Below are 15,893 nucleotides of genomic sequence, written 5' to 3'. Positions count from 1 at the left end.
CTCAACGGCCCTGCGGAGCTGACCGGGCGCTGCGAAGGGGCGGGGCTCGCCGGGCGGCGCGCGCCCTGCAGACGCGTTCAGGTGGTCAAGATCGTCACGCGGTCGAGCCGGACAGCAGTCGGCGACGAGGCGATGGCGCCGACCGCGTCCTTCGACCGGTCGTCCGCCACCTCTCCGAAGATCGTGTACTGCCCGTTCAGATGGGGCGCCGGAGCAAGGGTGATGAAGAACTGGGAGCCGGTGCTGTCCCGGCCCAGATTCGCCATGGCCAGTTGGAACGGCCGCTCAAATGAACGGTCCGGATGGATTTCGTCGGGTATCCGGTATCCGGCGCTGCCTTGCCCGGTGCCCAGCCGATCGCCGCCCTGGACGACAAAGCCCGGCACACGGCGGTGGAAGACCGTGCCGTCGTAGAAACCGCCCTCTCCGGTGGCTCCGGTCAGGGGGTCGGTCCAGGTGCGGCTTCCGGTGGCCAGGCCCACGAAGTTGTCCGCGGTGTAGGGGGCTTGGTCGGGACGCAGTTCGAGGTGGATGTCGCCGAGCTCGCTGTGCAGGACCGCGGCAAGGGATCGGTAGGTCCTCAAGGAGGAGGAGAAGGGACGGCGGGCAGGCGTCTGGCGAATCCGTACCGGGGAGTCGCGCAGCGGGTCGCTCAAGGGGGCGAATGCGCCCCGGTCGCTGCGGTCGCCGCATCCGACCGTGCCCGGTGCGTTCGCGCGCAGGCCGGTTGCGCTCCATCCCGATGGATCGGTACGGACCTCGGCCGGCGCGGCCGGGCGCGACCCGAGCCACATCGGATGGCCCTCCGCCGAGTCGAGGCGCTGTGCCCGCCACAGTTCCCGTACTTCGGCCGAGGCGTGGGTCAGCAGGGTGTCGAGATCGGTCGCCGCTTGGGCGTCCAGCACCTCACGCATGGTCGTTGTGTCGTGGTACTTGTCGAAGAGCGAGCCGTTGTTGTGCTCCAGGGTGAAGCACTGGTCGACGAAGACCCGGTCGGGCAGCTCGTGCCGGACGTAGCGCCGCACCATGGCGGCCACCGGTGCCCACGCTTCTCCGCCGAACTCGACGCCCGGACCGGCGAATGCCTCCGTGGCGAGCTGCAGCGCCCGACCGTGGCCCGTCTCGCGGCGCAGCCGTTGCCAGGTGACACGGCTGTCGCCCTGGTTGATCTCCGTGATGAAGTCCGCCAGTTCCTGCGGATGGTGGTGCGTTCTGGCTCGTTCGTAGTGTCCGAGCTCGTTGCCGATCACGTTGTCCAGATGCCCCGCCAGCTCAGCGCACAGATGGGGCAGCCAGCGGAACAGCCGTGCTCTGGCCGTGCGGTCGCCCGCCGCGGTCAGCCATTCCAGCAGGTAGAAGTCGGCGGCGAGCGAGGAGGGGTCGACGGAGTCGACGAACCAGCGCGGGCTGTGTGCGGCGAGGTCCGCGGCCATCAGGGTCAGGGCCTCGGCGCGGTCGACGTCGCCGTCGAGGTATCGGGGCCAGTGCCGTTCGGCTACGGAATACAGGCGCGCGTAGCGCCACTTGGTGCCCAGTACGTCGGCACAGGGGCGGTGGGCAGAGTCCACCGCGCGTACCAGATGGCCGGCGGTCATCTCCACGAGGATCTTGGTGAGGAGAACCCGCAGCCGGCGCTGGTACGGAGAGCTGCCGGGCAGGCGGCGGACCAGCTCGGTGGACAGGTGGCCGTCGGGGACGGCCCCGGATTTCAGCTGCGCCCAGCCCAGCATGGTCAGGACGGCGTCCGCGAGGGTCGATCCACGGAAGCGGCGGCAGTCGACGTAGACGCCCGTGGCTCTGCCCGCGTCGATCAGGAAGCCTGCGGCCGGCGGGGCGGGCGCGAGCGGCACGAGGTGGAGGTCCAGCGTCCGCTCAGTCTCGTTGGCGCCCAGCGCCGCGCAGAGGGGAGCCAGGTAACGCTCGGGGCGGAGGAAGTCGTTGATCTCCGCAGCCGCCTGCTTGCGGACCTCTTCGAACCGGGGGAGCGCCTCGGCAAGGGCCGGCGCCGCGGCGGTCAGCGCGGTGGTGACGAGTTCCGTTCCTGGACGGAGGCGGTCGTCGTCGACGAGGCCGAGGAGGTCCTCCGGTCGGCGGGCGGCGGCCAGGAACGCGGGCAGGCCGGAGCCGACGGTCCGCGCCCATGACCGCAGTCCGTCAAGGAGCAGGTCCGTCTCCGGGGTGACAGGCCGGGGCAGGAAGCTGGGCTCCCAGGAGCCGGTGCGGCCGATCAGCTCGCGCTGCAGGGCGAGTGCGAGGTCGAGGGTGGAGCTGTGCTTCTGACGGAACCTCACATCGCTCCCCACTGTCCGACCGTCTCGGTGAGCAGACCCGCTTCCCGCAACTCGGTTGTGATGCGTCGGCACCGCTCGTCGGTCAGTCCGGTGAACGCGGGCGCCTCCTTCGACAGACGCAGCGAGTGCTCCGCGACGGTCTGCGCGGAACGCCCGTCGCTCAGGCCCCAGACCAGCGCCGCGTCGGGCGGCAGGCGGAAGTGCCGGCCGGCGGGCTGGACCAGCGTCACCATGTCGTCGTAGGCGCGCGGGAGGAACGCTGGGGACCTGCGCAGCGGACCGCTCCCCGCCGGCCAGGCGGGCCAGCGGGAGACGTCGACGCCCTGCCAGCCGAGGGTGGCCGTGGCGATCAGGCAGGTCTGGGCGAACGACGTCAGCGCGGACAGTCCTGCATGGGGGTCGACAGCCAGGGGGTCGTCCCGCAGGAGCCGTTGGAACTCCGGGAAAGGGAACCCGTCGGGACCGCTGCGGGCGAGCTGCCGCCACACCCATTTCTCGCCGAAGTAGAGGTCCCCGCCTGCTGCGGCCAGCGCCTTCCCCGCGCACACGAGGGCGCGTCGACCGGCGAGCGCGGCCGCGTCCAGGTCGCACGGGTCGTCCGACTGGCGAAGTCCGAGGCAGTCCTCGGCCGCGAAGAACGCGGCGAGCATCCAGTTGTTCATGACCAGTCGGGAAAGCCGCAGAGGATGCTCGTCGAGTCGTCCGCGCAGCGCGGCCAGCATGCCCGAGTCGGTCACGATGTCACCGGTGCGCAGCCGGACGGTCAGTGCGATCTCACGGTCCGACAGCGTCTCCCCCGTCCGGTCCGAGCGCAGTCCCGTGCCGAGGACCCGGTCGACGAGCGACTCCAGGGTGTCCAGGGAGAGATGCTGTACGTCGACACGGATGTCGTCGGCGAACATCTGCTGCCGTTTGTCTCCCGCCGGGGCGCCGACCAGATAGACGTCGATGTCGCTGGTGGCGCTGCCCAGCCCGACTGCCGAACTCCCGGCGAGGAACGCGGCGTCCGCGTGTGTCGACGCGGCCAGGCGGGACGCGACGCTCCTGCCCAGGCGCACCCTGTCCAGGGCCGATGCGACTGCTGTCATACGCTCATCCCTCCTTGGCACGGGGCCACGACGGCTACCAGCCGGGGTTCTCCGGCAGTGCGAGGCCGAGGTACTTGCCGTCGTCCGACACCATCACGCCGGCGCGACAGCACTGTTCGAGGAAGGCCGTCACCTCGTCCTCGGAGACTGACACGTTCTGTGTCGCCAGCCGGCGGGCGATTGCCGCCGCTGAACGGGGCGCGTCTCCGCAGGACTCGTAGGCCTCCGCCTTCCACCCCGCGAGTACGGCCCGCTGAGGCTGGTCGGTCCTGCGGTCGATCAGCGTCAGCTTCCCGGGCAGCCGCTGGTAGACGAGGCTGGGCTTCGACTCGGCGAAGCGGGTCTGCCATGTGGAGACGCCGGCGTTCAGCGCGGCGACCGTCTCGTGGGACACGGTGCCGGACGCCTCGTAGTCGAAGAAGTACGCGATCTTCTCGGGGTCCAACGACGCCGGGTAGACATGACCGTAGCTGGCTCGGGGCCGGACCTTGTCGATGGGGAAGGACGGGTCGGTGAAATAGGGGCTGAAGCGTTCCAGCCAGATCCTTCCGCAGCCCCCGGGCGGCTGCAGATGGTGCAGAAGCGGGAGCAGGCGCAGCTGCTCCGCGTAGTCTTCCTCGGTCTCCCCCGGGAATCCCGCCAGGATGTTCCAGGCCACGTCGATCCCGTAGTAGCCGGCCCATTTCAGGAGCCGGATGTTGATCAGCTTGCTCGCGCCCTTGCGCATCAGGTGCAGCACATGGGTGCTGAGGCTCTCGATGCCGGGCTGGATGCGCAGGATCCCGGCGCTTGTGAGGGTCGCGAGCTGCTCCCGGGTGAGATTGGCCTTCACCTCGAAGAAGAGGTTCACGTCCCAGTGCTCCTGGGCCAGCCGCGTGCACAGCGACGAGAAGTAGCCCATGTCGAGGATGTTGTCGACGGTGTCGACGTGCACCACCGGGTACTCGCGCAGCAGCTCGCTGAGCTCACTGAACGCGCGCTCGCCGGACTTGGAGCGGTACGCCATGCCGAGCGCGTTGAGTCCGCAGAAGGTGCAGTGGTGTTTCTGCCCCCACCAGCATCCCCGGGAGAACTCGACCGGCAGCCGTACGGGGGCCCGGTCGAGCAGCCGGGCGCGGTCGAAGCGCTCCAGCCAGGCGAAGTAGTCCCGGTAGTCCGGGGTGGGAAGGTCGTCGAGGACCTGCGGGCGCTGGGCGTCGGCGGCCTGCGGCGCGTGGGTGGCGGCATGCCGCAGCACGCCGGGAATCGGGGCGTTGGTGCCGTCGGCGATGCTCTTCAGCAGGGCGGGGAACACTATGTCGCCCTCGCCGGCCACCACGTGGTCGAGCCAGGGCAGCTTCTTCGCGTACTCGGCGCCCATCTCCCCGTCGAAGTTCGCGCCTCCGTAGACCAGGGTCACACCGGGGTGGAATTCCTTGATCTTTCTCCCCAGTGCGAGGGACGCCGTGTTCTGCATGAACGTGGAGGTGAACCCGATGACGTCGTACTCCCCCCACACCGGTTTGGCCGCGCATGCGGCGATCCAGTCCGGCAGCGTCTCGCGACGCATCTCCACGAGGTCGTCGAGGCCCTTTCCGGTGAGCTCGTCCCAGATGGACTTCACTTCCGGATATTCGGCGAAGTAGTCGTCGTCCGGGGTCACTTCGCCGAACGCGGCGTAGGAGAAGAGCCATTCCCCCATCAGGTGCAGCCGTTCCGAGGCGACGTTGGCGATGGTGTCGTAGGCCTTGCTGCCGAAGAAGGAGGCGAACTCGATGTTGAGATAGTGGCTGTCGCACTCGTGCCCGGCCTCGCGGGTGATCGACTGCAACAGTCCGCACTGGATGGAGGGCGCGTGAATACGTGCCCAGGGCATGTTGACCAGGGCGACGCGCAGAGCTCTGCCGGGCGGTGAAGCGGACGCCGCGTGGTCCGCTGCGGTCCGCACGGCCAGGGGCAGGCGGATGATGCTCATCGGTTTCCCCTCGGGTCTGGGCACATCGGTCACTCGAAGTCGTCGTGGCCGTGTCTGCTCGCGCGCCGGGCCTGGAGAAGGATCGACAGCGCGGCCAGGACGGTGAACCCGAGACCGGCGGCGACCTCCAGACCCAGGTCGCCGAGCCAGGGACGGCCCTCCATCCCCGCGCGCACGGCATCCAGGCCGTGCCGGGCCGGCAGCACCTGGCCGATCGCGTCCACCCATCCCACCCGGCCGGGCGGGACGATCGCACCGCTGCACAGCATGACCAGGTACGACAGCACGTTCGGAGCCACCACGTCGGCCCGTTTGCCGACCGTCATCGTCGCCCCGGCCAGCCCCAGCACGCTGAGCGTGAGCGCGATCAGCCCGTACACCCAGGCCCAGGGCAGCAGTCGCAGGGCGAAGTCCGTCATGCCGAGCAGGGGCGCCGCGATCGCACCCTGGACGACGAGGAGGATCCAGCCCATGACGGGGTAGGGCAGCACCCGGGCGATCTGGGTGACGGTGGGCGACAGCGCGCCGGTGCGGACCCGCGCGAAGGTGGCGTACTGCTTGTCCAGGACGGGCACGGCGACCACGCCGTTGACGTTGGTGCTGCTCAGCGCCAGCACCAGCGATCCGGCGAAGGCGTACTCGCGATGTCCGGGACCGGCCAGGACGCCCGCGAGCGTCGTGAAGAACAGGATCTGCAGGACCCCGCGCGGCAGGGTCGCGCCGAGCAGACCGGCGGGCGTCTGGAGTACGCGGTACTCCAGCCAGCCCATGCGGGCCGCCTCGGCCGACCGCCAGGCCAGGGAGGCGCGGGGCGGCGCTGCTGTATGCGAGGGGGCGGTGTCAAGCGAGGTCAAGCGTCCCCTCCTTCCGGGACCTCTCGACGGACCGGCGGTAGGCGAAGCCCGCGGCGGAGAAGTAGGCGAGGGTCAGCAGCATCGCGACGCCCAGCGGGGCGACCGTGACGCCGCCGGTGGTCGCATCGACCAGACAGTCCTTGATCCAGTGCAGGCTGAGCAGTTCGGGCGCCCAGCGCAGCCACTCGGGCAGCGCGTCCGTGGGGATGAGCAGCCCGCCCAGGGCGAAGACGGGATACATCAACGCGTGGGACCACACCAGTCCGTTGCGGGTCACCAGGAAGAGGCAGGACACCAGTGCCCCCAGAGCGGTGCCGGAGCTCACCAGCACCACCAGCGACACAACGGCCCACGCCGGGTTGGACACGCTCAGCGGCAGCCCCAGGGCCGCTGCGGTGACGCCGGTGCTGACAAGGATCGCGGCGACGCTGGTGACGGTGGCGCCCAGGCTCTTGCCCAGCAGCACCAGGTAGGGCGACCAGACTCCGGAGACACAGCGGGCGAGGGTGCCGAAGGTGCGCTCGCGGCGCAGCACTCCTCCGCTCATCCACACCGTGGAGCCCCACAGCGCGGTCAGCATCACGGCCACGATGAGCTCGGCCGCGCCGTCCGAGCCGGGGCGGCCGGTCTCCACCGCCATGACCAGGAACACGGCGGGCAGCATTCCGGAGTTGACCAGCAGCAGCGGATTGCGTTGCATGGCCCGCTGCTCCATGCGGAACGCGGTCAGGAACATCCACGCGGCGCCCCTCACTTCACTCCACCGACCTGGCTGCCGTCGGCCAGGCGCGCGGCCACGTGCGAGTAGACGTCCTCCAGCCGCACCGGGTCGATGCGCACGTCCAGCACGCTGACGTGCGCCAGCGCTTGCTCCAGCAGGCCGAACGAGCCGACACTCCAGTCGCGGACGTGCAGTCGAAGGGTCCACGAACCGTCGGCCACGTCGACGCCGCCGACGGCGATGTCGCGGGACGACAGGGCGCCGCCGTCGGGCGGGCTGCCGGTGCCGCGCACGGTCACGGTGGCGGTGTAGCCGGCCTGCCGGGCGAACTCCTCGACCGGCAGGTCCGCCGCCAGAGTGCCGTCCGCGAGGATGATCACCCGGCTGGCGAGACGTTCGATGTCGAGCAGATAGTGGCTCGTGAGCAGGACGGAGACCCCGGTGTCGCGCAGTCCGGCGACGGTGCCGCGCAGCCGTTCGGCTTCGACCGGGTCAAGGCCCACGGTCGGTTCGTCGAGCAGGAGGACGCGCGGCTCGGCAATCATGCCGATGGCGATGTGGAGCCGCTGGCGCATGCCCTTGGAGTACGTCTCCACCGCGCGGTCCGCCGCGCCGACCAGGCCGACCTCCTCCAGCGCGGCGTCCAGCTTCGCGCTCAGGCCGCGTCGGCCCACGCCGGCGAGCATGGCGAAGAACCGCAGGTTGTCGCGGCCGTTCAGCTTGGCGTAGAGGCCACGGTCGCCGCCCAGTACGACGCCTGTCATACGGCGTACCTCGCGCAGATCGCGGGTGACGTCGTGGCCGAAGATCCGGGCGGCACCGGCCGTGGGCAGCAACAGGGTGGCGAGGATCTTGGTGAGGGTGGTCTTGCCGGCGCCGTTGCTGCCCAGCAGGCCCACGATCTCACCGGCCCCGACCTGGAAACTGACGTCCCGCAGGGCCACGAGCTCGCGTCCGCGGTCGTTGAAGGTACGGCCGAGCCCTTCCACGACGATCGCCGGCTCGCTCAACGCCCCGCCCCCGCCGAATGAACGTCCGCCGCTCCTGGTGCGACGGCGGCCCGCGCTGCGGCGAGTCTGGCCAGGGGGATCCGTGGCGGCGCGCACGAGACGTGGTCGAAGCCCGCCTCGGCGAAGAACCGCACGGCCGCCGCGTCGGCCGCCTGCTCGCCGCAGACGCCGAGCGTGATGTCGGGGCGTACGGCTCGTGCCTCGGCGGCGACCTGGCGTGCCAGGGTCCCGACCGCTTCGACGTCCAACCGGGCGAAGGGGGATTCGGCGAGGAGGCCCAGGTCCTGGTAGGCGGGCAGCAGGTGCTGTTCGGCGTCGTCGCGGGACAGGCCCCAGACAAGTGCGGTGAGGTCGTTTGTGCCCAGCGACAGGGAGTCCGCACGGCGGGCGATCGACCCGGCCAGCAGCGCGGCCCGCGGGGTCTCGATCATGGCGCCCAGCGAGATGCCCGCCTGCGCCCGGGAGGTTCCCAGGTGGGCGCAGACGTCGTCGAGCATGCCCCGGACGAAGTCCAGCTCCGCCGGCGCGCTGACCATGGGGACCAGTAGTTCGGGCCGCGGATCCCGGCCGGCGCGGCGCAACGCCAGGGTCGCTTCCACCAGCGCCCTGATCTGTACGGCCGTCAGCGCCGGGAGCAGGACTCCCATCCGCACACCGCGCACTCCCAGCATGGGGTTGTGCTCGTGCAGGCGGCGGGTGATGTCGAGGCGGTCCCGGTCGGCGGGGGCGCCCGTAGCCGCCGTGGTCAGGGAGAGTTCGGTCAGATCGGGGAGGAACTCGTGGCGCGGGGGGTCCAGCAGACGGATCGTCACAGGCCGTCCGTCCATCGCGGCGAGTACGTCGGTCATCCCCGCCCGCAGGAGGCCGTGCACGGTGTGGAGGTCCTCCGTCATGTCAGGGCCGGGCCGGGCCATCAGGATCCGTTGGAGTATCTGATGGCGCTCGCCGAGGAACATGTGCTCGAGCCGGCACAGTCCCACCCCGTCGGCGCCCAGTGCCCGCCCGGCGGCGGCGTCCGCGCCGGTGTCGGCGTTCACCCGCACGGCGATGCCGGGCAGCCCCGAGAGCGCGTCGTCGAGCCAGCCGGGCAGTTCCACCGCGGCCTGCCGTCCGGTGGTGGGCCCCGTGCGGCCGCCGAGGTGGATCACTCCGGTGTGGCCGTCCACCGTGACCAGGTCGCCGGCGTGGACGGTGTCGCCGTGCGCGGTGCGCAGGACCTTGGCGTCGGCGTCGAGGACGCCGTCGACGAGGGCGGCGACGGCCGGCAGCCCGAGCCCGCGCGCCACGACCGCGGCGTGCGACGTCTGTCCGCCCCGCTCGGTGACGATGGCCGCCGCGGCCAGCAGGCCCGGAAGATCCTCCGGCCTCGATTCGATGAGGACCAGCACCGGTTGTCCGCCGTTGGCCTGGGCGGCGACGGCGTCGGTCGCGCTGAAGACGACGGCGCCGGAGGCGATGCCGGGCGACACGCCGAGGCCGCGTGCCGCCACCGGCAGATCAAGGGATTGCGCCGCCCCGGAACGCGCCTGTTCGACGTCCAGCGGCTCCACCAGCGACACCGCCTGCGCGGGGGTCAGCCGGCCGTGTTCGTACCGGGTGGCCACAGCGTGCAGGAGAGCGGCACCGCGCAGGGATGCTCGGGTGCTCGTGACGATGTGGGGCCTGCCCTCCTCGACGAGGAACTCCACCCTCGCCGGCCAGTCGAGTTCGGCCTCGGCGGCGTGGACCGCCTCCCGTACCTGCGGGCCCCAGGGCTGCGTGTCGATCAGTTCGGCGAGATCCGCGCCGCCCGCTGTCAGCAGTTGGGCTCCTGAACCCCCGGCAAGAAAGGACCCCGTCAGGCCGGGCCGGCCGGTCGACGGATCGCAGGAGCAGGCGAGGCCGCTGCCTCCGTCGGGGCCGCACCACAGCGGCTGTCGCCCGAGCCCGAACTGGGCCGGACCGGTCTCGGCCCTGGCCAACGTCCGTACCAGGACGGTCACTTGCTCGATCGGGTCGTCCGGCAACGCGGCGCCGGGGTCCGCGGCGGCCAGCGCGGAGGTCAGTTCGGCCCGGCGTGCCGCGGCGAAGGCGTCACCGGCGAGCCCTGCCAGCCATTGGTGGCCGGCAGGGCTCAGACCGAGAAACGACAGACAGCTTCCCTTCAGGCAGGGAAGCCATGCGGTCAGGAAGACGGGGCGCTTCGCACTCCCGAGGCGACGGTCGGGATCGAGCGCGACGATCGCCTCACGAATGGTGTCGTCAGCGGCGTCGACCGGCAGCCACAGCACTGAATCAGCGGGAAAGCCGACCGGCAGACGATCCATGACCACGCGCTGAATCCCCATCCCCCAAGGGCGAGGCCCGGCACCGCTTCCGGTGGTGAACCTCTGCTGACAACAGGCCCCCGGCGCAGCGCGGGGGCGGGTGACGAGCGGAATTTACCGGCTCACGAACTCCGGGCGGACACCGAGCAGGTAAACACGGTCGTCCAGCTCAGCGGCATCCTCCGGGGCGATCGGAGAGAATTCCAGCTCGGCCAGGTCGGCGAGCTCCTCGACGTTCGAGTCAGGTTTGTCCATGTTCCGAAGCTAACAGCGAGCACTTCTTACCACAAGGTGAACTCCGGGTATACGCACGGAAGTTGACGGGATATCGACTCTCCGGAACGCATGCGGCGCCTGGTTGTCGCTGCTCACCCAGGAACACCCCAGGATGCGCCCGGCCGACATTATCCGGCCATTCACCGAAGGAATTCGCAGAGCCTCCGGACTATGCTCACGCGAGTGCGGATCACCAAGTACACCCATTCCTGTGTCCGGTTGGAGCACGACGGCGGTGGCACGCTGGTCATCGATCCCGGAGTCTGGAGCGAGCCCGAGGCACTCGCCGGCGCGGACGCGGTCCTGGTGACCCATGAGCACGACGACCACGTCGACCTGTTGCGGCTGAAGGGGCTGGGCGTGCCCGTCTACGCCCCCAAGTCGGCGCGGATCCCGGGCCTGGACTTCACCGGCGTCGCCCCCGGCGAGGAGTTCACCGCGGCAAGCTTCCGGGTGACCGCCCAGGGCGGGCGGCACGCGCGCATCTACGGCGACCTCCCGGACTGCGCCAACCTCGGATACCTCGTCGAGGACCGCGTCTACCACCCCGGGGACTCCCTGTACGTTCCCGACCGACCGGTGGAGACCCTGCTGGTCCCCCTGCAGGGGTCATGGATGAAGACGGACGAGGCCATCGACTTCGTCCGCGCCGTCCAGCCGGAACGGGCCTACGGCATCCACGACGGGCAGATCAACGAGCGGGGCCTGGGCAGCCTCAACGGCTGGCTCGCCGACGAGTGCGGCGACTGCTACCGCTGGCTCCCGCCGGGCTCGTCCCACCGATGACCGAGCCGCACGCCCCCGTCCTGTTCACTGTCGCCGGTCCGCGGGGACCGGGGCGCCTGAGCACCATGGTCCGGCCCCGCGGTCACGGGCTCCTGGCCGCCGACATGGCGGCCCTGCGCGGCGCCGGCACCGAAATCCTCGTCTGCGCTCTCCCCGACGCCGAGCGCGCCGAACTCGGGCTCACCGACGAGCCCCGCCTCGCCGAGGCCGCCGGGCTGCGGTTCGTCGCCCTGCCCATCCCCGACTTCACGGTCCCGTCGATCCCCGTCGTGCTGCCGGCGCTGCGGGAGCTCGCCGCGGAGCTGCGGGCCGGCGCCCATGTCGTGGCGCACTGCCGCTGCGCCATCGGACGGTCCTCCCTGATCGCGGTCTCCCTGATGATCCTCCTGGACATCGCGCCGCAGGCAGCCTGGGCGGCCATGGAACGGGCCAGGGGGACGAGGGTGCCGGACACCGAGGAACAGCGCGCGTGGACGCTGGAGTTCTTCCGCCTCGTCTGCGCCGGTGGGCAGCACCCCGGTCGGCACCGCGCGGCCGGAGTGCTGGAGCGTCCGTCCCCAGGGGACCCTCAGCATCCGTCGGCCCGGTGATCGCCGGCCTGGTGAGCACCGTCTCGCGGCGCCGCGTCCCCGCCTGACGGCGTCGGCACCGCGCCCGGCGGTTCGGGCGCCGACGCGGGCAGGTGGGCCAGGAGCTGTCCGGCCGATCATTGATGGTGTGCGTCTGGCTTCTGCTTGAGGCGCCTGTGGCGATGGTCTGAAGTCGATTGCCGGGCACCTGATGCTGCGCGACCGGCGCCGAAGAGGTTCTGGAAGAGTTCCGGGATGCCGAACTGAGACTCGACGACGGCGAGCGGACCGAGAACGACAAAGAGGCGGCGGATACTTTGCGCCCCAGCCAACCGCTTCAGGAGTCCATCCAGAAGAACCCGAGGGGTGACGACTCCTCATCCGAGGACCAGGGTCGTCAGCGGGAGGTAGGCGCCGCGTCAGCGGGAGATAGGCGCCGCCGGTCTCCAGTTCTCCGGAACCGGCGGCGCCACTTTGTGCGCCGGTCCGAGGCGGTGCCACGATGCCGGGGCAACGCGTTTTGCCGAGGGTGGTGGCCGGTTCGCGGTGGGCAGGCACCGCCTACATCGCCGACGGGGCGTACCTCTCCGCCACCGGCCCCGACCTGCTGCTGGCCGGGACCACCCGCCGAGTGGAGTGGCCGACCTGCCGGGGCGAGGCACGAACCTCCGGTACGGCGGGGCCTGGCCACACCTCGCGCGGAAGTGAATCAAGTCACATCGAATAAGTGATAGATCGGTGCTCGTGGAAAGGACCTCAGGTCACAGCACCCCCAGCCGCGCTCCTTTTCCTTGCCACTTTTTGTTCGACGCGCTTTCCCGTCGCGCCGGCGGTTGAGAATTTGTGCCTGCGTCAGGGCGCTCTATAGGTTCGGGGCGTCCGGGCACCGGGCCGACTCCCATGTCCTGGACCCTCATTCTGATTTCGGCGGATCGCTGAGCCCATCCTCCCCCCCCCCACTTTCGAGGAGTTCCTTGTGCATGAGGCCCCGGCACGTCCAAAACGCTTCGGAAGGTCGAAGGGTCTGCGCCGTCTGTCGCGCGCCAGACGCCGTGTGATGACGGTGGCCACGGCCGCCGCCGTCGCTGTGGGCGGCCTGGCGTGGATGACCTTCGGCCCGTCAAGTGCCGCCCCCGAAGCCGGCGCGGCGACCACCACGGCCACCGCGGCCGGCGCCACCACCGCCTTCACCAGCTACGAAGCTGAAAACGGCACCCTCGCCGGCGGTGCGACAAAGGTGGCGGTCACCTCCGCACCCACCAGCAAGTACTCCAGCGCCGCCCTGGAGGCGTCCGGGCTCGCCTACGCGCACCTCGCCGCGACCAATCAGTCGGTGCAGTGGACGAACAACACCGGCAAGCCGGTCAGTTACCTCAACGTCCGCGCCAGCATTCCGGACTCCTCCGACGGCGCCGGAGCCACCGCGACCCTCGATCTGTACGTCAACGGCACGTTCCGGCAGGCGCTGAACCTCAATTCCAAGCAAACCTGGATATACGAAGGCAGCTCGTACAACAGCAGCACCGACGAGAATCCCGCAAACGGCAGCCCGCGGGTCTTCTGGGACGAGTCGCGTACATTCGTCACCGGCACTCCCATTGCGGCCGGCAGCACCATCCAGCTCAAGAAGAGCTCGACGAACACCGCGTCGTACTACGACATCGACGTGATCGACGTGGAGAACCCGCCCGCGCCCATCGCGCAGCCGGCCAACTCCATCTCCATCACCAGTTGCGGCGCGGTCGCCAGCACTGTCCCGACCAACGGCTCGGCCGCCAGCGGGTATGTGGACAGCCGCGCCGCGATCCAGACCTGCATCAACCAGGCGCAGACAGAGAAGAAGATCCTCTGGATCCCGCAGGGCACCTTCTATGTCAAGGGCACCACGGGGCTGACCGCCAAGGGGATCACGATCGCCGGCGCCGGGCAGTGGTACAGCAACGTCTACCGCGACGTGCCCCTGCCCTTCACCGGTGGCATGAGCGCGCTGTTCTCGGTGACCTCGTGCACCGTGCGGGACTTCCACATCGACTCCAACTCCACCAGCCGCCACAACGGTGACGGCGGCGCGATGGACACCACCGGCACCGACTGGTCCGCCAGCGGTCTGTGGTCGCAGCACACGATGTCCGGCTTCTGGGCCTCGGGCACCGGTGGCACGATCGAGAACAACCGTCTGACGTCCATCTGGGCCGACGGCATCAACGTGAACAACCAGGCGCTCAACACGTTCACCGGGTCCGACCTGACGGTGACCAACAACTACATCCGCGGCACCGGTGACGACGAGCTGGCCATCAACTCCGTCGCCTTCAAGGCCAGCGACCCGTCGCAGACCTACCCGCCGATGTCGAACGTCACCATGACCCACAACACCGCGATCGCCCCCTGGGGTGCCCACGGCATCGGGATCTACGGCGGTGGCGGTCACGTCATCAGCGACAACTACCTCGCCGACTCCGGGCGGATGATGGCCCTGAACGCCGGTGTGTTCAGCGACAACGGCAGCGACCTGACCTCCGCGACGATCACGAACAACGTCATCGTCCGGTCCGGCGGCAATTCCTGGGGCCAGGGAACGCCCGCGGTGATCATCGGCGACGGCGCCGCCGGTGCGAACAACGGTGCCATCAGCAACGTCACCATGACCGGCAACACCATCTCCGATTCGCTCTTCGACGGGATCGGCTTCACCAACTCGACCAACTCGAAGGTGCAGAACAACACGATCACCAACCCCGGACGCAACGGCATCGTGATCGCACCGCCGTACTTCCCCGCGCCCGTCGGATCGGCGACGATCACCAGCAACACCGTCAGCGGGCTCAAGTCCGGTATGACGGCGTACCAGAAGAACTCCAGCACCTTCACCGCCACGGTGACCAACAACAGCTGGCAGGGAGGCACGGGCGCCACCCCCACCACTGAGGCGCCGTACGGCGGCACCGCCGCCGCGCTGCCCGGCACCGTACAGGCCGAGAACTACGACACCGGCGGCCAGGGCGTCGGCTACAGCGTCTCCTCCGTCAACAACAGCGAGACCTACCGCCCCGACGGCGTCGACGTCATGACGACCACCGACACCGGCGGCGGCTACAACCTGGGCTTCACGGCGAGTTCCCAGTGGTTCCGCTACACCGTCAAGCCGCTGGCGGCCGGTACGTACACGGTGAGCTTCCGCGTGGCGGCACCCTCCGCCGTGACCGGCGCCCTGCACCTGTCCAACGCGTCGGGTACGAATCTCAGCGGCGCGGTCGACATCCCCGCCACCGGCGACTACCAGAAGTGGACCACGGTCACCGCGAGTGTCACCCTCCCGGCGGGCCAGCAGGTCCTGACCCTCAACGAGGACAAGGCCGGCTGGAACATCAACTCCCTCTCCTTCGCCGACAAGAGCGCGTCCGCCGTCAACTCCTCCGCCTGGTACGAACTGGTCAACCAGGACAGCGGCAAGTGCGTGGACGCCGCCAACTCCGGCACCGCCAACGGCACCGTCGTCCAGCAGTACACCTGCGTCTCCGCCGTCGCGAACCAGGAATGGCAGTTTGTCTCGGCCGGCTCCGGCTACTACGAGGTGCTGAACCGCAACGCCTCCGCCCAGACCCAGGCATGGGACGTCATCGGCAGCGCCACGGCCACCGCTTCCGGAGCCAAGGTCCAGACCTGGTCCTACCACGCGGAAGCCAACCAGCAGTGGCAGGCCGTCGCCAAGACGGGCGGTACGTTCACGCTCGTCGCCCGTAACAGCGGCCTGTGCCTGACCGCCCCCAGCACCGCCAACGGCGCGCAGTTCCAGGTCAGCACCTGCGACGGCAGCACCGCGCAGTCCTTCTTCCTGTCCCCGCAAGCGTCCTGATCCCAGCACAGCAGCACGATGCCCGAACCCCGCCGCGGGGTTCGGGCATCGCTCGTTCAGGAGCCAGGAGCCAGGAGCCAGGAGCCAGGAGCCAGGAGCCAGGAGCCAGGAGCCGGGAGCCGGGAGCCAGGAGCCGGGAGCCGGGATGAGGTGGTGACCGTCGCCTCCGCCTCCGCCTCCCC

11 protein-coding genes are annotated in these 15,893 nt (G+C 70.0%); 3 read left to right on the top strand and 8 right to left on the bottom strand.

The window, feature by feature from the left end:
- Positions 1-77 precede the first annotated feature (77 nt).
- The 8 genes from ACFYPC_RS10895 to ACFYPC_RS10860 form a co-directional block, all read right to left on the bottom strand.
- A complete protein-coding gene (locus ACFYPC_RS10895; protein ID WP_388673616.1) occupies positions 78-2,291 on the bottom strand; it encodes a peptidylprolyl isomerase in 2,214 nt (737 codons plus the stop codon).
- On the bottom strand, positions 2,288-3,379 hold the full coding sequence (locus ACFYPC_RS10890) for a hypothetical protein (RefSeq protein WP_388673614.1): 1,092 nt from the start codon (positions 3,377-3,379) through the stop codon (positions 2,288-2,290). Before ACFYPC_RS10890 ends, ACFYPC_RS10895 begins: the two co-directional genes overlap by 4 nt.
- 34 nt (positions 3,380-3,413) lie before the next feature.
- Positions 3,414-5,333 carry a RiPP maturation radical SAM C-methyltransferase gene (locus ACFYPC_RS10885; protein ID WP_388673612.1) on the bottom strand — a complete coding sequence of 640 codons (1,920 nt, stop codon included), beginning with the start codon at positions 5,331-5,333 and terminating at the stop codon, positions 3,414-3,416.
- A gap of 29 nt (positions 5,334-5,362) precedes the next feature.
- The gene (locus tag ACFYPC_RS10880; protein WP_388673610.1) at positions 5,363-6,187 is read right to left on the bottom strand and encodes an ABC transporter permease; all 825 of its coding nucleotides are present in this window, start codon (positions 6,185-6,187) and stop codon (positions 5,363-5,365) included.
- The gene (locus ACFYPC_RS10875) at positions 6,174-6,923 is read right to left on the bottom strand and encodes an ABC transporter permease (protein WP_388673608.1); all 750 of its coding nucleotides are present in this window, start codon (positions 6,921-6,923) and stop codon (positions 6,174-6,176) included. The genes ACFYPC_RS10880 and ACFYPC_RS10875 overlap by 14 nt, the downstream gene beginning before the upstream one ends.
- Positions 6,924-6,937: 14 nt before the next feature.
- The gene (locus tag ACFYPC_RS10870; RefSeq protein ID WP_388673606.1) at positions 6,938-7,918 is read right to left on the bottom strand and encodes an ABC transporter ATP-binding protein; all 981 of its coding nucleotides are present in this window, start codon (positions 7,916-7,918) and stop codon (positions 6,938-6,940) included.
- On the bottom strand, positions 7,915-10,224 hold the full coding sequence (locus ACFYPC_RS10865) for a putative PEP-binding protein (RefSeq protein ID WP_388673604.1): 2,310 nt from the start codon (positions 10,222-10,224) through the stop codon (positions 7,915-7,917). The genes ACFYPC_RS10870 and ACFYPC_RS10865 overlap by 4 nt, the downstream gene beginning before the upstream one ends.
- Before the next feature lie 114 nt (positions 10,225-10,338).
- Positions 10,339-10,479 (bottom strand): hypothetical protein, encoded by a 141-nt coding sequence (locus tag ACFYPC_RS10860; protein ID WP_388673602.1) that lies wholly within the window; start codon positions 10,477-10,479, stop codon positions 10,339-10,341.
- Positions 10,480-10,671: 192 nt separating this feature from the next.
- Between ACFYPC_RS10860 and ACFYPC_RS10855 the strand changes: the two genes are divergently transcribed.
- The 3 genes from ACFYPC_RS10855 (at position 10,672) to ACFYPC_RS10845 (ending at position 15,711) form a co-directional block, all read left to right on the top strand.
- Positions 10,672-11,286 carry an MBL fold metallo-hydrolase gene (locus tag ACFYPC_RS10855; RefSeq protein WP_388673600.1) on the top strand — a complete coding sequence of 205 codons (615 nt, stop codon included), beginning with the start codon at positions 10,672-10,674 and terminating at the stop codon, positions 11,284-11,286.
- Positions 11,283-11,876: a tyrosine protein phosphatase gene (locus ACFYPC_RS10850; protein WP_388673598.1), complete on the top strand. Its 594-nt coding sequence runs from the start codon at positions 11,283-11,285 to the stop codon at positions 11,874-11,876. The genes ACFYPC_RS10855 and ACFYPC_RS10850 overlap by 4 nt, the downstream gene beginning before the upstream one ends.
- A gap of 1,036 nt (positions 11,877-12,912) precedes the next feature.
- Positions 12,913-15,711, top strand: a complete 2,799-nt coding sequence (locus ACFYPC_RS10845) for an RICIN domain-containing protein (protein WP_388673596.1) — start codon at positions 12,913-12,915, stop codon at positions 15,709-15,711.
- Positions 15,712-15,893: the final 182 nt, after the last annotated feature.

The sequence above is a fragment of the Streptomyces sp. NPDC005808 genome (genome assembly GCF_042871385.1).
GTDB lineage: Bacteria > Actinomycetota > Actinomycetes > Streptomycetales > Streptomycetaceae > Streptomyces.
Note: the sequence above shows the minus strand (reverse complement) of the source record. Positions and strands in the feature narration are given on the sequence as shown.